This window comes from Rathayibacter sp. AY1B6 (assembly GCF_002932755.1).
Classification (GTDB): Bacteria; Actinomycetota; Actinomycetes; order Actinomycetales; family Microbacteriaceae; genus Rathayibacter.
The window spans coordinates 69,968-95,803 of the sequence record NZ_PSWL01000003.1 but is presented as its reverse complement, the minus strand read 5'-3'; the positions used below and the strand labels follow the sequence as shown (position 1 = coordinate 95,803).

Sequence of the window (25,836 nt, the reverse complement as noted above, 5' to 3'; positions counted from 1 at the left end):
GGAGATCAGGCGCTCAGCGTCACCAGCAGCGAGGAGGCTCCGAGATCCACCTCGGTGTCCCCCGGCCGGACCGCGTACTCCCCGACACCGAGCAGCGTCTCCGCCACCTCCGGCAGGGCGATGCGCGCGGCGGCCTGGCCCACGTTGATCGCCACGGTCACGCGACCGCGGCCGAGAGTCAGCCAGCGGGCCTCCTCGTCGAACTCCACGCGGAGCGACCCGAAGCGCGGATCCGTCAGCTCGGGGTAGCGGCGGCGGATCGCCGCCAGCTCGCGGTACACCTCGAGGGTGCGGGCGTGACGCCCCTCCCCGACCTCGGACCAGTCGAGCCGCGAGCGCAGGAAGGTCTCCGGGTCCTGCGGATCGGGCACGACCTCCGGGTCCCAGCCCATCTTCGCGAACTCCTCGATGCGGCCCTTCGCCGTCGCCTCGCCCAGATCCTTCTCGGGGTGCGAGGTGAAGAACTGCCAGGGGGTCGACGCCGCCCACTCCTCGCCCATGAAGAGCATGGGAGTGAAGGGGCCCAGCAGCGTCAGGGCGGCGGCGATCGCGAGCCGCCCCTCGTCGAGGGACGCCGTCAGACGGTCGCCGACCGCCCGGTTGCCGATCTGGTCGTGGTTCTGGCTGCAGACCACCAGGCGCCAGGTCGGCATGTGCTCGGTGTCCACCGGACGGCCGTGGTGACGGCCGCGGAACGTCGAGAGGGTGCCGTCGTGGAAGAAGCCCCGGGTCAGCACCTTCGCAAGGGCGCCGAGCGGCGCGAAGTCCTCGTAGTAGCCCGTCGTCTCCCCGGTCAGCGCGACGTGGACCGCGTGGTGGAAGTCGTCGCTCCACTGCGCGTCGAGCCCGTAGCCGTGCGCCTCCCGCGGAGTGATCAGCGTCGGGTCGTTGAGGTCGGACTCGGCGATCAGCGTCAGAGGGCGCCCGACGTGGGCCGACAGCACGGCCACCTCGCTCGCCATCTCCTCGAGCACGTGCACGGCCCGCTCGTCGGAGAGGGCGTGCACCGCGTCCAGGCGCAGGGCGTCGACGTGGTAGTCGCGCAGCCACATCAGAGCGTTGTCGATGATGTATCCGCGGACGGTGTCGGAGCTCTCGCCGTCCAGGTTGATCGAGCTGCCCCAGGTGTTGGCCTTCTCGTTCTTGAGGTAGGGGCCGAACTCCGGGAGGTAGTTGCCGCTCGGGCCGAGGTGGTTGTAGACGACGTCCTGGACCACGCCGAGTCCGGCCCGGTGGGCGGCGTCGACGAAGCGCTGGTACGCCTCGGGTCCACCGTACGGCTCGTGCACGGCGTACCAGAGGACGCCGTCGTAGCCCCAGTTGTGCGTTCCGTTCACCGCGTTGACCGGCAGCAGCTCGATGAAGTCGACGCCGATCGAGCGCAGGTGCCCGAAGCGCTCCGCTGCCGCGTCCAGGGTGCCCTCGGGCGTGAACGTGCCGAGGTGCAGCTCGTAGATGACGGCACCGGCGAGCTCGCGCCCGGTCCAGGCGGAGTCGCCCCACTCGTGCGCCGAGGGGTCGAACGTCCGGGAGAGCTCGTGCACGCCCTTCGGCTGGCGGCGCGAGCGGGGGTCCGGCAGCGGACCGCTGCCGTCCACCCGGTACCCGTAGTCGACCTCGCCGGTGGCCGGGGCCGACGCGGGCGCCCGCCACCATCCGTCGTCTCCGTGGCGGGTCATCGTCAGCGACGAGTCGCCGCCGAGCAGGAGCTCGACCGTCGAGGCCTCGGGGGCCCAGACATCGAACCGCTCGGGACCGGTCGTCGGGAGTGCGTAGCGGTAGGGGGTCGTGCTGATCACTGCTGTCTCCAGGAGGGGTCGGGTCGGTCTGCGGTGCGCTGGCGGAACCGGTCAGGAGACCGGGGCGAGCAGGGCCACGGGGTAGTCGGCGAGGATCTCGGCGACCGGGGTCACTCCTCCCGCGAAGGTGCGGCCGGTGAGGACGTCCTCCATCGGGTGCCCGGGCAGGACCACGACCGTGCCGTTCCAGCCGCCGGCGGTGCCCAGGCCCTCGGGGAGCCGGGTCGCGACGGTCAGCGCGCCGCCGCGGTCGAAGGCGATCGCGTGCTCGGCGGCGGGCCCGATCGCGGGGACGGCGGCGTAGCGCGTGAACAGCTCCGGGCGGTCGCGGCGGAGCCGGAGGGCACGCGAGGTGACGAGGAGCTTCGCGGCGCCCTCGGCGTCGATCGCGGGCTTCCAGCCGCCGTCGATCCGCTCCAGCAGTGCTCGGCGCTGCCCGAAGTCGACCTCGCGGCGGTTGTCCGGGTCGACGAGGGAGGTCTCCCAGAGCTCGCTGCCCTGGTAGACGTCCGGGATGCCCGGGGCGGTGATCTGCACGAGCTTCGCGGCGAGGCCGTTCGACCAGCCGGCGGCCGACACCCGCTCGACGGTCTGCTCCACCAGCCGGCGGACGGCGGGCTCGTCGAACGCCGCGTCGATCGCCGCGTGCATCCGCTTCTCGAACTGCTCGTCCGGAGCGGTCCAGTGCGTCGAGTCGTCGGCCTCGCGCGACGCCTTCTCGGCGTAGGCGTGCAGGCGCTCGCGGCTCGCGGGCCAGGTCCCCACGACGGCCTCCCAGAGCAGATGCTCGATCGGGCCGTCGCCGAAGCCGACGAGGGCGTGGAGCTCGCGGAGCGTCGCCGCCCACGCCTCCGGGTCCTCGGCCAGTGCGGTGATGCGGGCGCGGTTGTCCTCGCCGCGCTTCGTGTCGTGCGTCGAGAGCGTGGTGAGCGAGGCGGGGAACGAGGCCTGGCGCACGGCCTGGCGGCGGTGGAACTCGACCAGGTCGATCGCGAACTCGTCCGGGTCCGCTCCGACCTCGTTCAGCGAGGTGAGGCGGCTGAAGCGGTAGAACGCCGTGTCCTCGACGCCCTTCGCCATCACCATGCCGGAGGTCTGCTGGAAGCGCACGGACACCGGGGTCCCGGTCTCGCCGAGCGCCGCGGCGACCTCGTCGATGGTCGCGCGGATCTCGGGGCGGCGGCGCACGGCGTCGACGCGGGCGTGCTCGAGGTGCTCCGCTCCGTAGGGGAGGTAGCTGCGGTAGACCGGGTAGGTCGCCAGGAGCTCCGCCACTGCGTCGTCCGCTCCCTCGATGCCGGGGATCAGGCGGGCCAGCCGCAGGACCTCGGAGCGGAGGATCCCGTCGGCGATGCCGCGCTTGGTGTCGTGGATGAGGTCGGCCCACTGCAGTGGCGCGCCCCTCCCCGTGAGCTCGGCATCGAGGCCCTCCAGCACGGGCCGCGCGTCGGGGTCGACCAGGATGCGGTCGACGTCGGCCAGGGCGTCGTAGCCGGTGGTGCCGACCGTCGCCCAGTGCGGCGGGAGCTCCTCGTCGCCCTCGAGGATCTTCTCGACCCAGACCGGTGCGCCGCCGATCGCGCGGGCCAGGTCGTCGAGGTATCCGCCCGGGTCGGCCAGGCCGTCCGGGTGGTCGACGCGCAGGCCGTCCGCGAGCCCCTCGGTGAACCAGCGGACGATCTCGGCGTGCGAGGCGTCGAAGACCTCGGGCCGCTCGACCGTGATGGCGGCGAGGGTGTTCACCGCGAAGAAGCGGCGGTAGTTCAGCTCGGCGTCGGCACGGCGCCAGTTCACGAGCTCATAGCTCTGGCGCTCGTGCACCGTGCGGCCGGAGTCGCCGGGCTCGGCGGTGCCGGGCGCGATCGGCAGGCGGTTCTCGTAGTAGTGCAGCTCGTCGCCGACGACCTCGAGCGCGTCGAGCTCGCTGTCGCTGTCGCCCTCGCTCGCACCGTCGCCGAGGATCGGCACGCGGAGCTTCCCGCTCCCCGCCTCCCAGTCGATGTCGAAGGCGGTGGCGTAGCGGGAGGACTTCCCGTTCTTCAGCAGGTCCCACCACCACGAGTTCTCGCTCGGGGTCGCGACGCCCATGTGGTTGGGCACGATGTCGATGAGGACGCCGAGACCCTCCGCCCGCGCCGCGGCCGAGGCGTTCGCCAGGCCCGCCGCGCCTCCGCGGTCGGGATCGACCTCGGTGTGGTCCACCACGTCGTAGCCGTGGTCCGAGCCGGGCTCGGCCTTCAGCAGCGGCGAGAAGTACAGCCAGTCGGCTCCGAGCGCGCGCACGTAGTCGGCGACGCGGGCGGCGTCGTCGAGGTCGAACGCCGACCGGATCTGGAGGCGGTAGGTGGAGGCGGGCAGACGCACGTCAGGCTCCTGTCGAGGGGGCGGTCGCGGAGTCGGTCGACTCGGCGTGGGGGCTGGTGGGTCCGGACGAGGACACGATCGGGATCGCCGACGTCGCGGCGAGGGACGCGAGCGAGGCCGCGACCGAGTGGTCGACCTCGGGCTCGGGGGTGCTGTGCTCCTGCAGGATGACGAGCGACTTCGCCTGGACCGTGAGCATCGCCCCGGCCGGACGAGGGATCGAGTCGGCCTCGGCGCCGGCCGTGTCGACCAGCACGCTCCACTCGAGCGCGTACTCGTCGCTCGGGATCGCGAACTCGACGTCGACGTCGTCGGCGTTGAAGTACAGGAGGAAGCTGTCGTCGGTGACGGGGCGCCCGCGCTGGTCGCGCTCGCGGATCCCGTTGCCGTTGAGGTAGATGCCCACCGATCGCCCGAGGCCGGAGTCCCAGTCGGACGGGGACATCTCGGTGCCTGCGGCCGTGAACCAGACGATGTCGGGCAGGGGCTCGCCGTCGCCGCGCAGGACGGGGCGGCCGTCGAAGAAGCGCATGCGGCGGAAGGTCGGGTGCTCGGCGCGCAGGCGGATGAGCGCCGCGGTGAACTCGAGCAGCGGCCGGTCGGCGTGCGCCCAGTCGATCCAGGTCAGCTCGCTGTCCTGGGCGTAGGTGTTGTTGTTGCCGTTCTGGGTCCGGCCGAGCTCGTCGCCGTGGAGGATCATCGGGACGCCCTGGGAGATCAGCATCGTCGCGAGGAAGTTCCGCTGCTGGCGCGCCCGGAGCGCGAGCACCCGCGGGTCGTCCGTGGGCCCCTCCACACCGTGGTTCCAGGAGCGGTTGTGCGACTCCCCGTCGTTGCCGTCCTCGCCGTTGGCGTCGTTGTGCTTCTCGTTGTACGAGACCAGGTCGCGGAGGGTGAAGCCGTCGTGCGCCGTGACGAAGTTGATCGAGGCGACGGGGTAGCGGCCCGAGTGCGCGTAGAGGTCGGCCGAGCCGGTGAGGCGCGAGGCGAACTCCCCCAGCGTCGACGGCTCGCCGCGCCAGAAGTCGCGGACCGTGTCGCGGTACTTGCCGTTCCACTCCGTCCACTGCGGCGGGAAGTTGCCCACCTGGTAGCCGCCGGGTCCGACGTCCCACGGCTCGGCGATCAGCTTCACCTGCGAGACCACCGGGTCCTGCTGGACGAGCTCGAAGAAGGTGGAGAGCCGGTCGACGTCGTAGAACTCTCGTGCCAGCGCCGAGGCCAGGTCGAAGCGGAAGCCGTCGACGCGCATCTCCGTCACCCAGTAGCGCAGCGAGTCCATGATCAGCTGCAGCGAGTGCGGGTGGCGCACGTTGAGCGTGTTCCCGGTGCCGGTGTAGTCCATGTAGTAGCGCTTGTCGTCGTCGACGAGGCGGTAGTAGGCCTCGTTGTCGATGCCGCGGAACGACAGGGTGGGGCCGAGGTGGTTGCCCTCCGCCGTGTGGTTGTAGACCACGTCGAGGATGACCTCGATGCCGGCCGCGTGGAGCGCCTTCACCATGCTCTTGAACTCCTGGACCTGCTGGCCCTGGTCGCCCGTGGAGGAGTAGGTGTTCTGCGGAGCGAAGAAGCCGATCGTGTTGTAGCCCCAGTAGTTCGAGAGGCCCTTGTCCATCAGCGTGGAGTCGTTCACGAACTGGTGCACGGGCATGAGCTCGATCGCCGAGACGCCCAGGTGCTTGAGGTGGTCGATCACCGCGGGGTGGGCGACTCCGGCGTAGGTGCCGCGGAGCTCCTCCGGCACGTCGGGGTGCGTCTTGGTGAGCCCCTTCACGTGCGCCTCGTAGATGACGGTGCTGTCGTAGGAGGTGCGCGGGCGGCGGTCCCCGGCCCAGTCGAAGAAGGGGTTGATGACGACGCCCATCATCATGTGCGGCGCCGAGTCCTCGTCGTTCGTCGAGTCCGGGTCGCCGAAGGTGTACGAGAAGAGGGACTGGTCCCAGTCGATCTCCCCCGAGATCGCCTTCGCGTAGGGGTCCAGCAGCAGCTTGTTGGGGTTGCAGCGGTGCCCCGAATCGGGGTCGTAGGGTCCGTGGATCCGGAAGCCGTAGCGCTGGCCCGGCTGCACCTGCGGGAGGTAGCAGTGCCAGACGTACGCGTCCGACTCCTGGATCTCGACGCGCGTCTCCGTGCCGTCCTCCTCGAAGAGGCACAGCTCGACGCGCTCGGCGATCTCGCTGAACAGGGCGAAGTTCGTTCCGCTTCCGTCGAACGTCGCGCCCAACGGGTAGGCGGTTCCGGGCCAGGTCTCCACGAGACTCCTCAGGGGATTGGTCTCGGGCAGTCCGGGAGACGCCGATGTGCGGTCTGCGGATGCCCGACGTCGGGGGTGATGGTCCGTCACTTCCGCGACGGACCGACTGCTCAGCTTAGCGAGCGTGTCTCGAGCATTCCCCTGACGGTCAGCGCTCATCGCGCGGTCCCTCCTCCGGTGGTCACGACCGGCGGCCGGAACCGCCGTCCGATCCGTCCTGCGGGCGCGTCGGCGGGCAGGTCGTTCCAGTGGGTCACGCTCGAACAGTACGGTCGCACCCGGCCCGCCGGGGAGGGCTGGCGCCGCGCCGGGTGCATCGGCTAGACCGCGCCGGAGACACCGGCCGGCCCACGTGGAGGAGCCCGCCGGTCCTGACAGGAGCAGCGATCGGCTCCGTCAGAGGGAGCGCCCCCGCACCGGGACGCCCCACCGCGATCAGTGCGAGCCGAGCCTGCGCCGCAGGAGGTCGATCCGCGCCTGCAGCTGGGTCACGCTCGCCTGCGCCACCGCGGGTCCGCCGCAGAGCCGGCGCAGCTCGGTGTGCACCTGGCCGTGCGACTCGCCCGTCCCCCGTGCCCACAGGCCGACCAGGGAGTTGAGCAGGCTGCGCTGCTCCTTGAGCGTGCGGTAGAGCGGCGCCGGGATCTCGCTCGCCGGCTCGGCCGGGGCCGCCGCCCCCGCGCGGCTTCCGGCGCGCTTGGCCTGCCGCTGCTGCCGGTGCTGAAGCAGCTCCCGCACCTGGTCGGGCTCGAGGAGCCCCGGCAGGCCGATGAAGTCGAGCTCCTCCTCGCTCTCGACCTCGACCTCCATCCCGAACTCGGCGCCCTCGTAGACGACGCGGTCGAAGGTGGCGGCCGAGCCGATCGACTCGAAGCGGCCCTCCTCCAGCAGGTCGGAGGAGGCCTTGTCGCTGCGCTCGGCGTCGGCCATCAGGTCGGCCTCGGGGTACTCCTCGTCGTCGGAGGTCCTGCGGTCGAGGGCGTGGTCGCGCTGCAGCTCCATCGAGCCCGCCAGCGCGAGCAGGCCGGGCACGTTCGGGAGGAACACCGAGGCGGTCTCGCCGCGGCGCCGCGCGCGCACGAAGCGGCCGATCGCCTGGGCGAAGAACAGCGGAGTCGACGCCGACGTCGCGTAGACGCCGACGGCGAGCCTCGGCACGTCGACGCCCTCGGAGACCATGCGCACCGCGACCATCCAGCGGCTGGTGTCCTTCGCGAACTCCTCGATCCGGTCGCTCGCCTCCTTCTCGTCGGAGAGCACGACGGTGACGGTCTCCCCGCTGATCTCGCGGAGCATCGCGGCGTAGGCGCGCGCGGTGTAGTGGTCGGTCGCGATGACCAGGCCGCCGGCGTCGGGCACGGCGCGCCGCACCTCGGTGAGGCGGGTGTTCGCGGCGCGGAGGACCGAGGGGATCCAGTCGCCCTTGGGATCCAGCGCGGTGCGCCAGGCCTGCGAGGTGATGTCCTTGGTGTTGCCCTCGCCGAGCCGCGCCTCCATCTCGTCGCCGGCCTTGGACTTCCAGCGCATCTGCCCGGCGTAGACCATGAACAGCACGGGCCGGACGACGCCGTCCGCGAGCGCGCGGCCGTAGCCGTAGGCGTAGTCGGTGAGCGAGGTGCGGATGCCCTCCTCGTCCGGGAGGTAGCTGACGAACGGGATCGCCGCCGTGTCCGAGCGGAACGGCGTCCCGGTCAGCGAGAGCCGACGGACGGCGGGCTCGAAGGCCTCGCGCACCGCGTCGCCCCAGCTGAGCGCGTCGCCGGCGTGGTGCACCTCGTCGAGGATGACGAGGGTGCGGCCGGACAGGGTGAGCTCGCGGTGGAGCTCGGCGCGGACGGCGACCTGCGCGTAGGTGACGGCGACGCCGTGGTAGTGGCGGGCATGGCGGCCCATGCGGTTGGTGAAGGTGGGGTCCAGGCGGATGCCGACGCGGTGCGCGGCCTCGGCCCACTGGCGCTTGAGGTGCTCCGTCGGCGCGACCACGGTGATCCGGTCGACCGTGCGGTTGTGCAGCAGCTCGGCGGCCAGCCGCAGCGCGAAGGTGGTCTTTCCCGCGCCCGGGGTCGCGGCCGCCAGGAAGTCGCGCGGCTCGTGCTGGAAGTAGGCCTCGAGCGCCTCCGCCTGCCAGGCGCGGAGCTTGTTCGCGGTACCCCACGGGGCCCTGCCCGGGAACGACGGGGACAGGTGCTCAGCGGCGGAGGTGCCGACCTGATGACCGAAGCTCGAGGGACTGTTCACGTGGATCGAATCTAGCCGACGCCACCGACAGCGGCTCGGCCTCCGCGGCCCGCCGCGAGGCGCCCGGCGTGTCGCACTGTGCCGCCGCCGGCCGGGTGCGGAGCATGATGGAGGGATGGTCGAGCAGCGTCATCCGTGGTCCCGCTACGTCGCCCTGGGCGACTCCTTCACCGAGGGGATCGGTGATCCCGAGCCCGGCAGTCCCGGCGGGCACCGCGGCTGGGCCGACCGCGTGGCGGAGGTCCTGGGCAGCCAGAACGAGGACTTCGCCTACGCCAACCTGGCGGTGCGCGGCCGCCTCCTGCAGCAGATCGTCGACGAGCAGGTCGAGCCCGCGCTGGAGCTGCGTCCCGATCTCATCACCATCTCCGCGGGCGGGAACGACGTCATCCGCCCGGGGACCGACCCGGACGACATCGCCTCCCGCTTCGAGGCGGGCCTCGCCCGGCTCCGCTCCGACGGGGCGACCGTGGTCCTGTTCACCGGGGTCGATGTGGGCTTCTCCCCCGTGTTCGGGCGGATCCGCGGCAAGGTCGCGATCTACAACGAGAACCTGCGGGCGCTGGCCAAGCGCTACGACTGCATCGTCGCCGACCAGTGGTCCCTCCAGGAGATCCAGGACGTGCGGATGTGGGCGCCGGACCGCCTGCACCTCAACCCGCACGGCCACCACGAGGTCGCGCGGATGGTGCTCGAGTCGTTGAACGTCGAGAACGACCTGCGGCCCCTGGCCCCGGAGCTGCTCGCCCGCACGTGGCGTGCCGCCCGCACGGAGGACATCCAGTGGGCGCGGGAGTACCTCGTGCCGTGGGTGCTGCGCCGCGTCCGCCACCAGTCCTCCGGCGACTTCGTCACAGCCAAGCGTCCCTCCGCCGAGCGCTGGCGCACGGATCCGGCGGCCTCCGAGCCGGGGTCGGTCGTGCCGGGCAACGCCACTCCGGAGGAGGTCGCCGAGGACATCGCTACCGCGGGGGTGCGGATCGTCGGCGACCAGGCCGCGGATCCCCTCGCCTGATCCGCTCCGGGGGGGCGTGGGGCCGCTCGCCCCGCGCTCAGCCGAACAGCTCGGCCGGGTGGCCCAGGCGCCAGGCGAAGCCCGGGTCCTCGATCGACCCGTCGGCGACGAGGGGAAGCTCGTACGGGGTGCCGTTGACGTCGACCGTCGCGGATCCCACGCGCTCGCCGTCGGCGACCGTCTCGAGAGGATCGAGGGCCACCGTGGTCGTCGTCGACACCGCGCCCCAGACCAGCACGGACCGCGCCTCCACGGTCTCGGCCGTCGCCGTCTCCCCCCAGGCGCTGGTGAGGGTGCCGTAGTCCTGGCCCTCGACGGTCAGCGGGACGGTCCGGAAACCCGCCTCGACGGTCGGGACGAGGGTCAGCACGTCCGCGGCGAGCTGCGGATGCGTGCGCGCGCCCACCACCACGCCGACCAGGGTGACCGGCTGCCCCTCCACGGTCGCGTCGAGCGAGAACAGCAGGCAGGAGCCCGCTTCGTCGGTCGTCCCCGTCTTGATCCCGTCGACTCCCGAGCGGCCGAGGAGCGAGTTGGTGTTGTCGACCTCGCCCACTCCCGGAATGACGGCGGTCGGCATCGCGACGATCGGAGCGAGCACCGGGTCCGCGATCAGCAGCTCGCCCAGGCGCACCATCTCGGCCGTCGTGCTGACCGTCGCCGGCGACAGCCCGCTGGTGTCGGCGAGGGAGGTCCGCTCGAGTCCCTGCCCGTCGAGCCAGCTGCGCGCGGCGGCGAGGAAGGCGTCCTCCGAGCCGTAGGCCCAGATCGCGAGCGACTTCGCGTAGTTGTTCGCGGACGGGAGCATCATCGCGGTCAGCGCCTGCCGCTCGGTCAGCTGCAGGCCGGCGGTGACCGGAGCGTTCGAGCCGTTCTCTGCCAGGGTCTCGTCGTAGTACCGCACGTCCGCGCTCGTGAACGTGATCGTCTCGCCGTCCGTCCCGTCCGCGATCGGCTTCGCGGCGAGGACGACCAGGGCGGTGACGACCTTGGCGATGCTCCCGGTCGGCACGGTGTCCGTGGAGCCGTAGCGCGCGAGCAGCCCGTCCTCCTCCGTCCCGTCGACGCCGACGGCCGCCACGGCTCCCGAGCCGTAGGCCGGCCAGGCCAGGGCGGGCGCGTCGATCGCGGTCGGGACCGTCTCCACCGCGACGGCGGTCGCCGTCGGCAGCTCGGCCGTCGCGGCGTTCGTCGCGTAGGCGCCGCCCCCGCCCACCAGCACGGTCGCGGCGACGAGGCCCGCGATGAGCGCCCCGCGCCGTCGACGCGGCCGCGGCTCCTGCGCGGCGGGCTCCCCGAACAGGTCGAGAGCGTCGTCGGATCGGGTCGGGGAGGTCACCCCGTCATCGTACGGGCGGGCCTCGCACGTGGCCCGGAGTGCGCCCCGGAGCGGCGCCGTGGCGCCTCCCCGCCGAGCGCCTTCTGGTCACCGCCGGCCCGTCAGCGCCCGCAGATCGGCGCCCGCCCGTGAGCGCCCGCGGGTCAGCGCCCGCGGGTCAGCGCCCAGAGCGCGACGGCGCTCGCCGAGGCGACGTTGAGCGAGTCGACCCCGTGCAGCATCGGGATCGTCACCACCGTGTCCGCGGCGTCCAGCGCCGCCCGGCTGAGCCCGTCCCCCTCCGCTCCCAGGACGATCGCGACGCGCTCGGGCCGGGTCGCCGCGTACTCGTCCAGCGGCACCGCGTCCGGGGCGAGCGCCAGCGCCGCGACCGAGAACCCGGCCTCCAGCAGCGCCTCGCGAGCCGGTGCCCACTCGGGCGTGCGCGTCCACGGCACCTGCAGGACCGTGCCCATGCTCACCCGGACGCTGCGCCGGTACAGGGGGTCCGCGCAGCGCGGCGTCACGAGAACCGCGTCCGCGCCCATGCCGGCCGCGGCGCGGAAGACGGCGCCGACGTTGGTGTGGTCGACCAGGTCCTCCAGGATCACGACGAGGCGCGCGCCCTCCAGCAGCTCGGCCATCGGACGCAGCGGCGGACGGTGCATCGACGCGAGGGCTCCGCGGTGGAGGTGGAACCCGGTCAGCTCCTCGATCAGAGGATCCGGCGCCACGAAGACCGGCACCCCGGGGTGACGCTCGAGCACCCCGGCCGCGTCCGGCAGCCGCTTCTCCTGCACCAGCACCGAGCGCGGGCGGTGCCCGGCGTCGAGGGCGCGCTCGATCACCTTGGCCGACTCGGCGATGTACAGCCCGCCCTCCGGCTCCAGCACTCGCCGCAGCGCCACGTCGGTGAGGCGGTGGTAGTCGGCGAGGAGCGGGTGGTCCAGGTCGGTGACGGGCACGATCGGCATCCCGGCAATCTAGGGCACGGCGCGGACTAAACTCGTCCAGGGGCCGCTCGAACGGCCCTCGAAGGAGGCGCGGATGGAGTCGAGTCCGACACCGGTCGCCGAGGGCCCCGAGGCGCTCGCGGTCGAGCAGGCCGTCGAACTCCTCAGCGGGCGCCGCATCGCCGCCGTCACCGGCGCGGGCATGAGCACCGACTCGGGCATCCCCGACTACCGCGGAGCCGGCGCGCCGGTGCGCAGCCCGATGACCTACTCCCAGTTCGTCGCCGATCCCGACTACCGCCGCCGGTACTGGGCCGGCAGTCAGCTCGGCTGGCGCCGCTTCACCAGCACGCTGCCGAACGACGGCCACCGGGCGCTGGCCCGGCTCGAGGAGCGCGGCCTGCTCACGGGCGTCGTCACCCAGAACGTCGACGGCCTGCACGTCCGCGCCGGCTCGCGCCGTGTGGTGGATCTGCACGGCTCGGCGGACCGCGTGCGCTGCATGACCTGCGGCCAGTACTTCGCCCGCGACGCGGTCGCTGAGCGGATCGAGGAGCTGAACCCCTGGCTCGACGACCCCGACGTCTCCTCGCTCAACCCCGACGGCGACGCGGAGGTCCACGACGTCTCGGCGATGACCGTTCCCGAGTGCACCGTCTGCGGCGGGATCCTGAAGCCGGACATCGTCTTCTTCGGCGAGTTCATCCCGACGGAGCGGTTCGAGGAGGCGCGCGCCATCGTCGCGGGCGCCGACGCCCTGCTCGTGGCCGGCTCGTCGCTCGTGGTCAACTCCGGCATCCGCTTCCTCGAGATCGCCCGTCGCGCCCGGATGCCGATCGTGATCGTCAACCGCGGCACCACCAAGGGCGACTCGCGCGCGAGCATCAAGATCGAGGGCGGCACCAGCGAGGTCCTCCGCGAGCTCGCCGAGCGCCTGCCCGCCCGTCGCACCGCCGCCCTCTGAGCTCCTGACCGCTCCGCACCCGACCTCCCGAGAGACCCCTGTGACCCAGCTCACCCTCGTCCGACACGGCCAGACCGACTGGAACGCCGCCCGGCGCATCCAGGGCAGGAGCGACATCCCGCTCAACGCGACCGGGCGCGCCCAGGCGCGGGCGGCGGCGCGGCTGCTCGCCGAGCGGCGCTTCGACGCGGTGGTCGCCAGTCCGCTGCAGCGCGCCTTCGACACCGGAGCGATCATCGCGCGCGGTCTCGGCCTCGACGAGCCGCTGGCCGTCCCGGGGCTCGCCGAACGCGCCTACGGCGAGGCGGAGGGGATGACCGGCCCCGAGCTCGCCGAGCGCTTCCCCGGAGGCATCGAGCGCGCACCGATCCCCGGCTGTGAGACCCGAGCCGAGGTCGTCGAGCGGGCGACCGCCGCGCTGCTCGAGGTCGCCGAGCGCTTCCCCGACGCGTCCGTCGTCGTGGCCACGCACGGTGCGGTCATCGGCAGCCTGATCCGCGCGCTGAGCAGCGAGGACCTCCCCGTGCACGGCGTCTCGGTCGGCAACGGCTCCCGGCACGACTTCGCGATCGTCGACGGCGCCCTGCGCATCGTCGGCGTCGACGACTCCGGCGACGTGGTCGTGGCGGACGTCGACCTCGACGACGTGCTCAGCCCGGCCCCGGGAGCCTGACGGTTCGCCTCCCGGAGGCGGCCCGGTCGGCGGGCCTGCGTCAGCGCCGGCCGAGGTCCTGCAGGAGCCCGAAGAGCACCCGGGCGGAGTCGCGCCAGGAGAAGGCCGCGGCCCGCTCCCTCGCGCGGGCCGAGTGCGCCCGCCACACGGTGCCGTCCTCGAGCGACCGCACGCCGTCGGCGATGCCCTTCGGGCTCGACGGGTCGACGTACACGGCGGCGTCCTGGGCGATCTCGCGGAAGATCGGGATGTCGCTCACCACGACCGGCGTCCCGAGCGCCATCGCCTCGACCAGCGGGATCCCGAAGCCCTCGTCGCGGCTCGCCGTCACGAGGGCGGTCGCCCGCGCGAGCACCGCGCGGTACTCCGCGTCCGGCGCCCCCTGGTGGAACACCAGCTTCGCGGTCGGTGCCAGAGCCCGCAGCGTCTCGACGGTCTCGTCGCTCGCCCGGCTCATCAGGTGCAGCTCGTAGTCGGGCAGCAGGCGCATCGCGCGGGCGAGCGTCTCGACGTTCTTGTAGGGCATGAACGAGCCCATGTAGACGAGCGAGCGCGCGGCCGACCGGTCCGGCAGCGATCCCGCCAGAGCGACGCTCGCCTCGTCGGGCTCGGTCGCCGCGTTCGGGACGACGACCACCGGCCGGGTGGTGAGGCGGTGGGAGCGGATCAGGTCGCGGGTCGTCTCCGAGACGGTGACGACCGCGTCGGCGCGCTGGAGGAGCCTCCGCTGCGGCCACCAGGCGAGGTGGTAGAGCCGCCAGAGCGCGCGCACGGGAGCGGCCAGGTCGCGCGGCGGAGTGCGGTGGCGGTAGTAGATCAGGTCGTGCACGGTCAGCACGAGCCGGTAGCGGCGGCCGAGCGAGCCCATGGTCTGCATCGGTGAGAAGACCACGTCGGGCCGCAGCCGGTTCACCAGCAGCGCGACGAACGGCTCGAACGGGCTGGTCGGCCCGGTCACGCGCTCCCACGGGAGCGACGGGAGCATCGCGAGCTGGCGGCGGTCGCTGATCAGCATGGTCACGTCGTGGAGCTTCGCGAGCTCGCGGACGAGCTCCGCGGTGTAGCGGCTGATCCCGTCGTGCCGCTCGAGCCGGGTGTACCGGCAGTCGACGACGATCCTCATCGGTCGATCCCCTCCTCGAGGGCCGCCCGCAGCACGGCGGCGGCCTCGTCCGGCGTCTCGTAGTGGATCAGGTGGCCGACGCCGTCGATGACGTGCAGGCGGGCGTGCGGGAGCCTCACGAGGAGGCGGTACTGGGCCGCGAGCGGAGTGATGTCGTCCTGCGCCGCCGCGATCAGCTGCGTCGGCACGGCGATCCGGGGCGCGTACTCGCCGACGTCGTGGGAGACGGAGGCGCGGAACGCCTCGAGGACGGTGTCGCGGGAGGCGAACGCGCTGAAGTAGCGGTCGTGCTGGTCGTGCACGAAGCGTCGCAGCGCCGGCTCCTTCGTCTTCACCATCGCCAGGCTCATCACCCGCACGATCAGCGGGTCGCTGAGCAGGCGCCGCCCCAGTGGCCCCGGCAGGAGCGCGCCGAGCCGGTAGTAGAGGACGGCGAGCCGGGTCAGGACGCCGCGCGGTCCCTGCAGCGCCGGCGCTCCGATCGGGTTGACCAGGACCAGGAGCGGAGTCGGCAGGCCCCCGGCGATCGCGGCGGCCGCGACGATCGAGCCGAAGGAGTGGCCGAGGACGGCCGCCTCGCCGCGGAGCCCCAGCGCGTCGAGGAAGGAGCCGAGCCAGGAGGCGTAGCCGTCCACGTCGTGCGGCAGGCGCGTCATCGGGGTCGAGGCGCCGAAGCCGGGCAGATCGGGAGCGAGCACCCGCACGTCCGCTCCCCCGGCGAGCAGGCGGGCGATGACGGGCTCGAGGCCGTGGTGCTCGCCGCGGAATCCGTGCACCAGCACGAGGACGGTCGAGGCGTCCGCAGCGCCGTAGGTCCAGTAGGCGGTGTGGGATCCGGCGACGTCCACCGCGGCCTCGCGGACGGGGACACGGCCGAGATCGGAGGCGTAGGGGGAGGGAGTGGTCATCGCGTTCCTTATCGTAGGGAAAGCCCGTCGAAGATCTGGCCGCAACGCCTTGCGTGGCCTCGATCCGAGCCGGGAGCATGATCACGCGCTCGCAACACGGCGCACCGCCCACCCGTCTCGCGAGACGGTCATCCGCTCAGGCAGCAGCAGAAGGAGCACCGTGAGCTTCACGTCGCCGATCCAACTCCCCGGACTCGCCCTCGACCCCCAGTGGTACCGCCGGGCGGTGTTCTACGAGGTGATGATCCGGTCGTACTACGACTCGAACGGCGACGGCGCCGGCGACATCAACGGGCTCGCCTCCAAGCTCGACTACCTGCAGTGGCTCGGGATCGACGCCCTGTGGCTCCCGCCGTTCTACATGTCGCCTCTGCGCGACGGTGGCTACGACGTCTCCGACTTCAAGGCGATCCTCCCCGAGTTCGGCACGATGGAGGACTTCCGCGACCTCGTCCGGAAGGCCCACGAGCGCAACATGCGCATCGTGATGGACTTCCCGCTCAACCACACCAGCGACCAGCACGAGTGGTTCCAGCAGTCGCGCTCCGACCCCGAGGGCCCCTACGGCGACTTCTACGTCTGGAACGACACCGACGACAAGTGGCCGGACATCCGCATCATCTTCGTCGACACCGAGGACTCGAACTGGGCCTTCGACGCCGAGCGCCGCCAGTTCTACTTCCACCGCTTCTTCTCGCACCAGCCGGACCTCAACTTCGAGAACCCCGCCGTGCACGAGGCGATCCACGACGTGGTCAAGTTCTGGCTCGACCTCGGCGTCGACGGCATCCGGCTCGACGCGATCCCCTACCTCTACGAGTCCGACGAGGGCAACGGAGAGGGCGAGCCGCCCACGCACGAGTTCATCAAGAACCTCCGCACCATGGTCGACCGCGACTACCCCGGCCGCATCCTGATCGCCGAGGCGAACCAGTGGCCGCGCGAGGTCGCCGCGTTCTTCGGCACGGAGGAGGAGCCCGAGTGCCACATGGCGTTCGACTTCCCCGTCATGCCGCGCATCTTCTACTCGCTCCGCGCGCAGACGGCGAACGAGCTGAAGAAGGTGCTCTCCGAGACGTTCGACATCCCCAGCGGCGCCGCCTGGGGCGTGTTCCTGCGCAACCACGACGAGCTCACGCTCGAGATGGTGTCCGAGGAGTACCGCCAGGCCATGTACGGCTGGTACGCCTACGACCCGCGGATGCGCTCCAACATCGGCATCCGCCGCCGGCTCGCACCCCTGCTGGACAACTCGCGCGCCGAGCTCGAGCTGATCAACGCCCTGCTCTTCTCTCTCGCCGGCAGCCCGTTCCTCTACTACGGCGACGAGATCGGCATGGGCGACAACATCTGGCTCAACGACCGCGACGCGTCGCGCACGCCGATGCAGTGGACACCCGATCGCAACGCCGGCTTCTCGGCCGCCGACCCCGGCAAGCTGGTGCAGCCGATCGTCCAGTCGCTCGTGTACCACTACAACCAGGTCAACGTCGAGGCGCAGCTGGCGCAGTCGCGCTCCCTGCTGCACTGGATGCGGAACGTCCTGCACGTGCGCCGCGGCCACCCGGCGTTCGGTCTCGGGTCGATGCGCGTCCTCGAGACGGACCACGAGTCGGTACTCGCGTTCGTGCGCGACTACGCGGGCTCGGGCACGGCGATGGGCGACCAGCCGGAGGAGGTCCTCTGCGTCTTCAGCTTCAACCACAACCCGGTCTCGGTCACCATCACCGACCCCGAGAACCCCGGATCGACGCTGAGCGACCTGTTCGGCGGCGGCCGCTTCCCCGGATTCTCGGACGACGGCACGCTGATGATGACGCTCGGCACGCAGGGCTTCTTCTGGCTCCACGTCGCCAAGGCGCACGAGGCCCGCTGACCGGGCAGCACGCCGAGGGGCCTCCGGCCGATGTCGGAGGCCCCCTTTAGGCTGTCCGCGTGAGCACCACCGGAACGACCGAGACGCAGACCGAGCCGATGCTGTTCGACGACGCCGAGCAGGCGCTCGTCCCCTCCGAGGGGGCGCGCTGGTTCGACCTGCTGGCCGTGTTCGACCTCGAGACCACCGGCATCGACGTCCGCACGAGCCGCATCGTCACCGCACACGTCGGCGTGATCGACGCGGCGGGCGAACCGATCGAGGGCACGACCTGGCTCGCCGATCCCGGGGTCGCGATCCCGGCCGGCGCCTCCGCGGTCCACGGCATCAGCACCGAGCACGCCCGCGCGCACGGCCGCCCCGCCGGCGAGGTCGTGGCCGAGGTCTCCGAGGCGCTGCGCTCGCTCCTCGCGCGCGGCATCCCCGTCGTCGTCTACAACGCCCCCTACGACCTCTCACTCCTCGCCCACGAGGCGCGGCGCTGGGGTGTGCCCGTGCTGCTCGACCCGAGCCCGGTCGTCGATCCGCTCGTGATCGACAAGGCGGTGGACCGCTACCGCAGAGGCAAGCGCACCCTCACCCTCGCCGCCGAGCACTACGGCGTCGCCCTCACCGAGGCCCACGACGCGGGCGCGGACGCCGTCGCGGCGGGCCGCGTCGCCCAGGCGCTGGGCCGCGCCTTCGCCGACGAGCTCGGAGTGGGTGCGGAGGCCCTGCACGCGCTCCAGGTCGACTGGTGCCGAACCCAGGCCGAGTCCTTCCAGGAGTACATGCGCCGCGTCCGCGACGAGTCCTTCGTCGCCGACGGGAGCTGGCCGGTCCGCCACTGACGCCTCAGGCCAGTGTGCGCCCCTCGTGGAGGAGCGCCACGTACTCCGCGATCCGCCGCTCCCGCGTTTCGGCCCGCTTCAGCTGCGAGAGGCGGAAGAGGAACGCGAAGCGCTTCTGCCCGCCGACGGTCGCGAAGAAGGCCAGGGCCTGCGGATCCGCGTCGAGCGCCCGCTGGAAGTCGTCCGGCACCTCCGCGTCGCGCTGCCGGTAGGCCGCGTCCCAGCGCCCGTCGCCGCGAGCCCGCTCGACCTCGGCCAGCCCGCCCGGCAGCATCCGGCCCTCCGCCAGCAGCCGCGCGACGTGGTCGCGGTTGACCTTCGACCACGGGCTCGCGCGACGCCGCGGGGTGAAGGCCTGGAGCTTGAACTGCTCGTCGAAGGCTCCCGCCTGGCCGTCGATCCAGCCGTGGCAGAGCGCGACGTCGAGCGCCTCGGCGTAGGTGATCCCCGGATCCACGGCGGCCTTCTTGCGCAGCTTCAGCCGGACCCCGTCCGGGTCGGGCTCGCCGCGGAGGTAGGCGTCCCACTCCTCGGGAGTCGTGAACGGCAGGATCGGCTTGTCGGCGAAGGACACCATGCCGGGACGCTACCGCGCCGGCTCCCCGAGGGCCACGGACTGCGCGTCGGCGCAAGCCCTCGCTCCGCGGACCGCGGCGCTGTGGGATCGGGTGAGCACGTGCTCCCCCTCCCCCTCTCGCAAGGAGAAGTCATGCCCACGATCCGCACGGTCACCGTCCTCGGCAGCGGAGTGCTCGGCTCCCAGATCGCCTTCCAGTCGGCCTTCCACGGCTTCGCCGTCACCGTCTACGACCTCTCCGACGAGGTCCTCGAATCGGCGCGCGAGCGGCTGCGCGGCCTCTCGGGCGTCTACGAGTCGGTGCCCGGCGGCGTCGCCGGCGGACCGCAGGAGGCGCTCGACTCCCTCCGCCTCACCTCCGACCTCGCGGAGGCGGTCGCCGACGCCGACCTCGTGATCGAGGCCGTCCCCGAGGACCTGAGCGTGAAGCAGGAACTGTACGGCCGGCTGGGTGCGCTCGCTCCCGAGCGCACGGTCTTCGCGACCAATTCGTCCACGCTGCTCCCCAGCGATCTGAAGGCCTCGACCGGCCGACCCGACCGCTTCCTCGCCCTGCACTACGCCAACCACGTCTGGGCGCAGAACACCGCCGAGATCATGGGGACGGCGGACACCGACCCCGCCGTGGTCGACGCCGTCGTGGAGTTCGCCGTCGCCAGCGGCCTCGAGCCCGTCCGGCTGCAGAAGGAGAAGGCCGGCTACGTCCTGAACTCCCTGCTGGTGCCGCTGCTCAACGCCGCGTCGGGTCTGCTCATGGGCGGCTACGCGGATCACGAGACCATCGACAAGACCTGGAGGATCGGCACCGGCGCGCCTCTCGGACCCTTCCAGATCTTCGATGTCGTCGGTCTGCGGACCGCCTACACCATCGCCGCCGCGGCCCCGGACGAGGCCTCCCAGGCGTTCGCCGCCCATCTGAAGACGGAGTACCTCGACCGCGGCCGCCTCGGGACGGCCACCGGTGAGGGCTTCTACCGCTACTGAGGACCGCCCGGCGGGAACGACGAAGGGCCCCCGACCGTGAGGTCGAGGGCCCTTCGGGGAGTGCTACTTGCCGAAGTTCTTGTAGCGGCTGTTGAACTTCTCGACACGGCCGGCCGAGTCCATGATGCGCTGCTTGCCCGTGTAGAACGGGTGCGAGGCGGAGGAGATCTCGACGTCGATGACGGGGTAGGTCACGCCGTCGAGCTCGATCGTCTTGCTGCTCTTCGCGGTCGAGCGGGTGAGGAAGGTCTCACCGGACGCGAGGTCGCGGAAGACGATCGCGGAGTACTCGGGGTGGATGTCGGTCTTCATGGTCGTGTCCTGTCGTCGATGGTCCTGAACCGCACCTGTCGTCGACGGGAACGGGTGGATGAGGGCGGGCGCACCGCGAACGGGCCCGAACCAGCTACCGAGAATACCAGACCGGCAGCGCGCGCAGAAGACGCGCCGCGCCCGGACCCCGGAGCCGGGTCAGCCGCGGGCGCGGGCCGAGAAGCGCCCGTTCTCGCGGGTGAGCGCGATGTCGAGCCCGAAGGTCTCGGCGAGCGTCGCCTCGGTCAGGGCCTCGGCCAGCGGGCCCGCCGCCACCACCGCTCCGTCGCGGAGGAGCAGGGCGTGGGTGAAGCCGTCGGGGATCTCCTCGACGTGGTGGGTCACCATCACGATCGCGGGCGACGCCGGGTCCTTCGCGAAGCCGCCCAGCAGCTGGACGAGCTCCTCGCGGGCGCCGAGGTCGAGGCTCGCGGCCGGCTCGTCGAGCAGGAGCAGCTCGGGGTCGGTCATGACCGCGCGGGCGATCTGGACGCGCTTCTGCTCGCCGTCCGAGAGCGTCCCGAACGTGCGCTCTGCGAGGTGCTCGAGTTTCCACTCGGACAGCACCCGGCGGGCGCGGCGCTCGTCGATCGCGTCGTAGCCCTCGTTCCAGCGGCCGGTCACGGCGTACGCGGCGGTCATCACGACGTCGAGCACGGTCTCGCCGGCCGGGAGGCGGCGGGCCATCGCGGTCGACGCGTAGCCGATGCGCGGACGCAGTTCGAACACGTCGACGCGGCCGAGGGTCTCCTCGAGCAGGTGCGCGGCACCGGTCGAGGGGTAGTTCTGCGCGGCGGCGATCTGCAGGATCGAGGTCTTGCCCGCCCCGTTGGGGCCGAGGATCACCCAGCGCTCGTCCTCGGCCACGTCCCACGACACGTGGTCGAGGATCCGCTTGCCGTTCCGGACGAAGGACACATCGACGAACGAGACAACGCTGGGCATGGGAGCCATTCTAAAGGAGGCGGCCGGGAGGCTCAGACGAGCGAGTCGTAGATCGCCCGGGTGTCCCGCGCGATCTGCGTCCAGCTGAAGTGGCTCTGCGCGCGCTCGCGGCCCGCGGCGCCCATCCGCTTCGCCGCCTCGGGGTCCGCGACGACCTCCGCCAGGGCGGCGGCGAGATCGGCGACGTAGCGGTCCGGGTCCACGGGGGTGCCGGTGCCGTCGGTGACCTGCTCGATCGGGACGAGGCGGCCCGTGACTCCGTCCTCGACGACCTCCGGGATGCCGCCGGTCGCCGTCCCGACGACCGCCGCACCGCAGGCCATCGCCTCGAGGTTGACGATGCCCAGGGGCTCGTAGATCGACGGGCAGACGAACGTGGTCGCGCTCGTCAGGACCGCGGAGAGCTGGTGGCGCGGCAGGTGGCGGTCGATCCAGACGACGCCGGTGCGCTCCTCCTGGAGGCTGCGGACGAGGGAGGTCACCTCGGCCATGATCTCCGGGGTGTCGGGGGCGCCGGCGCAGAGCACGAGCTGCACCTCGGGAGGCAGGGTCGCAGCGGCGCGGAGCAGGTAGGGCAGGCCCTTCTGCCGGGTGATGCGGCCGACGAAGACGACGGAGGGGCGCGAGGGGTCGATGCCGAGCTCGGCGAGGACGGCCTCGTCCTCGACGGGGTGCCAGGCGTCGAGGTCGATGCCGTTGTAGACCACGTGGACCTTCGCCGGGTCCAGGGCCGGGTAGGAGCGGAGGATGTCCTCGCGCATGCCGCCGGACACCGCGATCACGGCGTCGGCGTTCTCGTACGCCTCCCGCTCGATCCAGCTCGAGACGCGGTAGCCGCCGCCGAGCTGCTCGGCCTTCCACGGACGCAGCGGCTCGAGGCTGTGCGCCGAGACCACGTGCGGGATGCCGTGCAGGAGCTGGGCGAGACGCCCCGCGGCGTTGGCGTACCAGGTGTGGGAGTGGACCAGGTCGGCCCCCGCCGCGTCCTGCGCGATCTGCAGGTCGACCCCGAGGGTCTGCAGGGCGCCGTTCGCCTCGGCGAGCTCCGCGGGGACGGAGTACGCGAACGTGCCCGCCTCCTCGCGCGGCGCGCCGAAGCAGCGCACCACGACCTCCAGGTCACTGCGCAGCGCCTTGGTGAGCTCGGCCACGTGGACACCGGCTCCCCCGTACACCTCGGGCGGGTATTCCTTGGTCAGCAGATCGACTCGCACCCCCGAACCGTAGTACAGGGCGCTCCCCCGGCGACAGCCGGGGTCCACGGGGAAGCGCGAGCCCCTACTGTGGTGCCATGCAGTCAAAGAAGATCTTCGGCATCGTCCTCGCCGGCGGCGAGGGAAAGCGCCTCATGCCCCTCACAGCGGACCGGGCCAAGCCCGCGGTGCCGTTCGGCGGGCAGTACCGGCTGATCGACTTCGCGCTGTCCAACCTGATCAACTCCGGTCTCACCCAGATCGTCGTGCTGACGCAGTACAAGTCGCACTCGCTCGACCGCCACGTCTCGCAGACCTGGCGCCTCTCCGGGCTCCTGAACTCCTACGTCGCCTCGGTCCCCGCGCAGCAGCGCCTGGGCAAGCGCTGGTTCAGCGGCTCGGCCGACGCGATCCTGCAGAGCCTCAACCTGATCCGCGACGAGAAGCCCGACATCGTCGTCGTGGTCGGCGCCGACCACGTCTACCGCATGGACTTCTCGCAGATGATCGACGCGCACATCAAGTCGGGTGCGAAGGCGACCGTCGCGGCCATCCGCCAGCCGATCGAGCTCGCGGACCAGTTCGGCGTCATCCAGCTCGCCGGAGACGAGGCGGGCGACGGCATCGTGCCGACGATGATCTCCGAGTTCCTCGAGAAGCCCAAGGACGCCGTCGGCCTGGCCGACTCGCCGCACGAGGTCCTCGCCTCCATGGGCAACTACGTCTTCGACGCCGACGCCCTGATCGACGCGGTCATCCGCGACGGGGAGTCCTCCACGTCGGACCACGACATGGGCGGCGACATCATCCCCGACTTCGTCGCGCGCGGCGAGGCCGGCGTCTACGACCTCAAGCTCAACGACGTCCCCGGCTCGACCGACCGCGACCGCTACTACTGGCGGGACGTCGGCACCATCGACTCCTTCTTCGAAGCCCACCAGGACCTCATCTCGGCTCTGCCGGTCTTCAACCTCTACAACCAGCAGTGGCCGATCTTCTCGTCGCAGCTGAACTCCCCGCCGGCCAAGATCGTCCGCGACGGCAAGGGCAACATGGGATCGACGGTCGACTCGGTCGTCTCGCTCGGCACCGTCATCTCGGGCGCGCACATCGAGCGCAGCGTCGTCGGGCCCTGGACGGTCATCGAGTCGAACGCGACGGTCACCGACTCTGTGGTCTTCGACAAGGTCCGCATCGGCCCGGACGCGCTGGTCGTCCGCGCTATCCTCGACAAGGACGTCGTCGTCGAGCCCGGTGCTCGGGTCGGCGTGGACCACGACCACGATCGCGAGCGCGGGTTCACCGTGACCGAGTCGGGCATCACCGTCGTCGGCAAGGGCGTCGTCGTCCACCCGTAGCACCCCCACGGGTCGAGCTCTGCGCCCCGGCGCGCCCACCCGACCGATCGGACCGGCCCATGAGTGAGCGTCCTGCGACGCCTGCCCGCTTCCTCGTCGTCCTCGACGCGGACTCCACCCTCCTCCAGGACGAGGTGATCGAGCTCCTCGCGGTGCACGCCGGCTCCGAGGAGCGCGTCGCCGCCGTCACCGAGCGGGCGATGCGCGGCGAGCTCGACTTCGGCGAGAGCCTCCGCGAGCGCGTCGCCACTCTCGCCGGGATCCCCGAGTCGGTGCTCCCGGGCGTGAGCTCGGGCGTCCGCGTCACGCCCGGCGCCGCTGAGCTCGTGGCCGGCGTGCACGCTGTCGGCGGCCGCATCGGAGTCGTGTCCGGAGGGTTCCACGAGGTCCTCGACCCGGTCGCCGGCGCGCTCGGCCTCGACTTCGTCCGGGCCAACCGCCTCTGCTGCCGGGGCGGCCTGCTGACCGGAGCGGTCGACGGAGCGGTCATCGACGCCGCGGCCAAAGCGGAGGCGCTCCGCGAGTGGGCGGCGCTCTCGGGCGTTCCGCCGCAGCGCACGATCGCCGTCGGCGATGGTGCGAACGACCTGGAGATGATGGCGGTCGCCGCCCTCGCCGTCGCCTTCAACGCCAAGCCCCTGGTGCGCGAGCGCGCCGACCTCGTCGTCGGCGGCCTCGACCTCTCGCAGCTGCTGCCCGTCCTCGGCCTCCGCGGCTGAGGCCCGTCTCCTCCGCCCTCGAGGGGGTCAGCCGCCCGCGGTCGCGACGAGCCCGGCACAGCCGAGCGCCAGCGCCCAGCTGACGAGCGAGCCCACCAGGAAGTACTCCGCCTTCTCCCCGCTGCCGCCGTCGCGGGAGATCTCGGGGAAGCGCACGATCCCCTTGGCGGCGAGCACGGCACCGGCGAGGCCGATCGCTCCCGCGAGCGTGAGGCCGGCGATCAGCAGCCGCTCCAGCGGTCCGATCGTGCGCCCGCCCTGGAGGTCCGGCAGGCGGGCGTCGGTCGGCTCGCGACGCGCGAACCGCTCGCTCCAGCGCGGACGCGGCGCGGGCTCGGCCTGCGGGAGCTCGCGGAACAGCGCCGCCCGCACGATCACGTTGCCGCTCTCCAGCAGGAAGAGCCCGGCTCCGACCGCCAGGGCGAGCGGCTCGAGCGGAGGGAGCGTGTTCGCGACGGCGGCAGGCGCGAGCGGCGCCGTCGGGACGCCGGCGGCGCGGTCGACGATGGTCAGCACCAGGACCGCCGCGATGAGGCCGACGGCCGGGCGCAGCCCCCCGGGCGGCCGCGCGTTCTCGACGGTCGTGGTCGTCAGCAGCCAGGCTCCGGCCAGGACGACGACGATCGCCGCACCGAGCGGCGGGGCTCCGACGACGAGCGCTGCGGTCACGGCTGCGGCGGCGAGCACGGGGATCGCGAGGAGGGCCGCACGGCGGCGGAGGTGCGTGCGCGCGAGGTCGGCGGGGCCGATCACGGCGAGCAGCAGCGCCGTCAGCACGTCTCCTCCAGCAGGCGCGCGCCGGCGAGGAGGGCGCCCGCTCCCGCGCGCCGCAGCGCCTGCGAGACGGCGGGCTGCGAGATCGACTCCTGCTCGCCCAGCTCCTTCTGCGACGCTCCGCGCAGGCTCCCGAGCACGAGCCGGCGGTCGCGCGCGCTGAGCGCTCCGACCAGGGCGTCGCGGGAGAGGAGGTAGGCGTTGACCGCCGCCTCGCCGGGGCTCCCGTCCGAGTCTCCGGCGACGAACCACCCGCGTGCCGTGGGCACGGCGCCGTCCTCGAGCGCGTGGGCTCGGTCGATGGCCTCGCGCGCGCGCCACCAGCCGGAGCCGTCCTCGAGGTCCCCTGCGATTCCCGAGCCGACCACCCGCACCTCGCCCAGGCCGATGCCCACGCGGCAGTCGATGCCGGCCGGGAGCGAGAGGCGCGCCTGCAGCGTCGCCCGGAGCGCGGAGTGGACGGAGGGGTGGATCGCCTGGAACTCGTCGCCGACCGTCGGATGCAGGGGCTGGATCGCCGGGACCGCGGCCTCCACGTCGGCGAAGCCCTGCTCGATCTCGCGCTGGGCGCCCGCACGGTCGACGAGGGAGCGGGAGGTCACCAGGTCCAGGAGGACGGCGACGACGTCGGAGGAGGTCATCGCATAAGCCTAGAGCTT

22 protein-coding genes are annotated in these 25,836 nt (G+C 72.2%); 8 read left to right on the top strand and 14 right to left on the bottom strand.

The window, feature by feature from the left end:
- Positions 1 to 5 precede the first annotated feature (5 nt).
- The 4 genes from treZ to C5D08_RS02280 all read right to left on the bottom strand — a co-directional run bounded on the left by treZ (position 6) and on the right by C5D08_RS02280 (position 8,655).
- Positions 6 to 1,799: a malto-oligosyltrehalose trehalohydrolase gene (gene treZ / locus C5D08_RS02295; protein ID WP_258067225.1), complete on the bottom strand. Its 1,794-nt coding sequence runs from the start codon at positions 1,797 to 1,799 to the stop codon at positions 6 to 8.
- A 51-nt stretch (positions 1,800 to 1,850) separates the two neighbouring features.
- The gene (treY, locus tag C5D08_RS02290) at positions 1,851 to 4,163 is read right to left on the bottom strand and encodes a malto-oligosyltrehalose synthase (RefSeq protein ID WP_104275626.1); all 2,313 of its coding nucleotides are present in this window, start codon (positions 4,161 to 4,163) and stop codon (positions 1,851 to 1,853) included.
- Position 4,164: 1 nt separating this feature from the next.
- Positions 4,165 to 6,417 carry a glycogen debranching protein GlgX gene (gene glgX / locus C5D08_RS02285; RefSeq protein ID WP_104275625.1) on the bottom strand — a complete coding sequence of 751 codons (2,253 nt, stop codon included), beginning with the start codon at positions 6,415 to 6,417 and terminating at the stop codon, positions 4,165 to 4,167.
- 435 nt (positions 6,418 to 6,852) lie between these two features.
- Positions 6,853 to 8,655, bottom strand: a complete 1,803-nt coding sequence (locus tag C5D08_RS02280) for a DEAD/DEAH box helicase (protein WP_104237466.1) — start codon at positions 8,653 to 8,655, stop codon at positions 6,853 to 6,855.
- Positions 8,656 to 8,770: 115 nt separating this feature from the next.
- Between C5D08_RS02280 and C5D08_RS02275 the strand changes: the two genes are divergently transcribed.
- On the top strand, positions 8,771 to 9,670 hold the full coding sequence (locus C5D08_RS02275; RefSeq protein ID WP_104275624.1) for an SGNH/GDSL hydrolase family protein: 900 nt from the start codon (positions 8,771 to 8,773) through the stop codon (positions 9,668 to 9,670).
- A gap of 37 nt (positions 9,671 to 9,707) precedes the next feature.
- On the opposite strand, the gene C5D08_RS02270 is transcribed toward C5D08_RS02275, so the two are convergent.
- Both C5D08_RS02270 and C5D08_RS02265 read right to left on the bottom strand, forming a co-directional pair.
- Positions 9,708 to 11,009 (bottom strand): D-alanyl-D-alanine carboxypeptidase family protein, encoded by a 1,302-nt coding sequence (locus tag C5D08_RS02270; RefSeq protein WP_104275623.1) that lies wholly within the window; start codon positions 11,007 to 11,009, stop codon positions 9,708 to 9,710.
- 143 nt (positions 11,010 to 11,152) lie between these two features.
- Positions 11,153 to 11,962 (bottom strand): RNA methyltransferase, encoded by an 810-nt coding sequence (locus C5D08_RS02265; RefSeq protein ID WP_104275622.1) that lies wholly within the window; start codon positions 11,960 to 11,962, stop codon positions 11,153 to 11,155.
- Positions 11,963 to 12,035: 73 nt separating this feature from the next.
- Between C5D08_RS02265 and C5D08_RS02260 the strand changes: the two genes are divergently transcribed.
- Complete coding sequence (locus C5D08_RS02260) at positions 12,036 to 12,905, top strand: Sir2 family NAD-dependent protein deacetylase (protein ID WP_104275621.1); 870 nt, start codon at positions 12,036 to 12,038, stop codon at positions 12,903 to 12,905.
- Between the two features lie 40 nt (positions 12,906 to 12,945).
- Positions 12,946 to 13,578 (top strand): histidine phosphatase family protein, encoded by a 633-nt coding sequence (locus C5D08_RS02255; protein ID WP_104257555.1) that lies wholly within the window; start codon positions 12,946 to 12,948, stop codon positions 13,576 to 13,578.
- A gap of 40 nt (positions 13,579 to 13,618) precedes the next feature.
- Here the strand turns inward: C5D08_RS02255 and C5D08_RS02250 are convergent, their stop codons facing one another.
- Both C5D08_RS02250 and C5D08_RS02245 read right to left on the bottom strand, forming a co-directional pair.
- Positions 13,619 to 14,701 (bottom strand): glycosyltransferase family 1 protein, encoded by a 1,083-nt coding sequence (locus C5D08_RS02250; RefSeq protein ID WP_104275620.1) that lies wholly within the window; start codon positions 14,699 to 14,701, stop codon positions 13,619 to 13,621.
- Positions 14,698 to 15,609, bottom strand: a complete 912-nt coding sequence (locus C5D08_RS02245) for an alpha/beta fold hydrolase (RefSeq protein WP_104275619.1) — start codon at positions 15,607 to 15,609, stop codon at positions 14,698 to 14,700. The genes C5D08_RS02250 and C5D08_RS02245 overlap by 4 nt, the downstream gene beginning before the upstream one ends.
- Before the next feature lie 160 nt (positions 15,610 to 15,769).
- On the opposite strand from C5D08_RS02245, the gene treS reads away from it, so the two are divergent.
- Both treS and C5D08_RS02235 read left to right on the top strand, forming a co-directional pair.
- Positions 15,770 to 17,485, top strand: coding sequence for a maltose alpha-D-glucosyltransferase (gene treS / locus C5D08_RS02240; protein ID WP_104275618.1), 1,716 nt, complete (start codon positions 15,770 to 15,772; stop codon positions 17,483 to 17,485).
- A gap of 98 nt (positions 17,486 to 17,583) precedes the next feature.
- Entirely contained in the window at positions 17,584 to 18,315 is a 732-nt protein-coding gene (locus tag C5D08_RS02235) for a 3'-5' exonuclease (protein ID WP_104275697.1), read from the top strand.
- Positions 18,316 to 18,319: 4 nt separating this feature from the next.
- Here C5D08_RS02235 and C5D08_RS02230 read toward each other — a convergent pair whose 3' ends face one another.
- Positions 18,320 to 18,892 (bottom strand): YdeI family protein, encoded by a 573-nt coding sequence (locus tag C5D08_RS02230; RefSeq protein ID WP_104275617.1) that lies wholly within the window; start codon positions 18,890 to 18,892, stop codon positions 18,320 to 18,322.
- A 132-nt stretch (positions 18,893 to 19,024) separates the two neighbouring features.
- Here C5D08_RS02230 and C5D08_RS02225 point away from each other — a divergent pair, with 132 nt between their 5' ends.
- Positions 19,025 to 19,876: a 3-hydroxyacyl-CoA dehydrogenase gene (locus tag C5D08_RS02225; RefSeq protein WP_104275616.1), complete on the top strand. Its 852-nt coding sequence runs from the start codon at positions 19,025 to 19,027 to the stop codon at positions 19,874 to 19,876.
- A 63-nt stretch (positions 19,877 to 19,939) separates the two neighbouring features.
- Here C5D08_RS02225 and C5D08_RS02220 read toward each other — a convergent pair whose 3' ends face one another.
- The 3 genes from C5D08_RS02220 to glgA form a co-directional block, all read right to left on the bottom strand.
- Positions 19,940 to 20,188 (bottom strand): type B 50S ribosomal protein L31, encoded by a 249-nt coding sequence (locus tag C5D08_RS02220; protein WP_068253003.1) that lies wholly within the window; start codon positions 20,186 to 20,188, stop codon positions 19,940 to 19,942.
- Positions 20,189 to 20,347: 159 nt separating this feature from the next.
- Positions 20,348 to 21,133, bottom strand: coding sequence for an ABC transporter ATP-binding protein (locus tag C5D08_RS02215; RefSeq protein WP_104275615.1), 786 nt, complete (start codon positions 21,131 to 21,133; stop codon positions 20,348 to 20,350).
- 32 nt (positions 21,134 to 21,165) lie between these two features.
- Entirely contained in the window at positions 21,166 to 22,347 is a 1,182-nt protein-coding gene (gene glgA / locus C5D08_RS02210) for a glycogen synthase (RefSeq protein ID WP_104275614.1), read from the bottom strand.
- 77 nt (positions 22,348 to 22,424) lie between these two features.
- On the opposite strand from glgA, the gene C5D08_RS02205 reads away from it, so the two are divergent.
- The gene (locus tag C5D08_RS02205; RefSeq protein WP_104275613.1) at positions 22,425 to 23,684 is read left to right on the top strand and encodes a glucose-1-phosphate adenylyltransferase; all 1,260 of its coding nucleotides are present in this window, start codon (positions 22,425 to 22,427) and stop codon (positions 23,682 to 23,684) included.
- A 59-nt stretch (positions 23,685 to 23,743) separates the two neighbouring features.
- Positions 23,744 to 24,403 carry a phosphoserine phosphatase SerB gene (serB, locus tag C5D08_RS02200; RefSeq protein ID WP_104275612.1) on the top strand — a complete coding sequence of 220 codons (660 nt, stop codon included), beginning with the start codon at positions 23,744 to 23,746 and terminating at the stop codon, positions 24,401 to 24,403.
- Positions 24,404 to 24,430: 27 nt separating this feature from the next.
- On the opposite strand, the gene C5D08_RS02195 is transcribed toward serB, so the two are convergent.
- Both C5D08_RS02195 and C5D08_RS02190 read right to left on the bottom strand, forming a co-directional pair.
- On the bottom strand, positions 24,431 to 25,180 hold the full coding sequence (locus C5D08_RS02195) for a hypothetical protein (RefSeq protein ID WP_104275611.1): 750 nt from the start codon (positions 25,178 to 25,180) through the stop codon (positions 24,431 to 24,433).
- Positions 25,174 to 25,818: a SatD family protein gene (locus tag C5D08_RS02190; RefSeq protein WP_104275610.1), complete on the bottom strand. Its 645-nt coding sequence runs from the start codon at positions 25,816 to 25,818 to the stop codon at positions 25,174 to 25,176. Before C5D08_RS02190 ends, C5D08_RS02195 begins: the two co-directional genes overlap by 7 nt.
- Positions 25,819 to 25,836 lie beyond the last annotated feature (18 nt).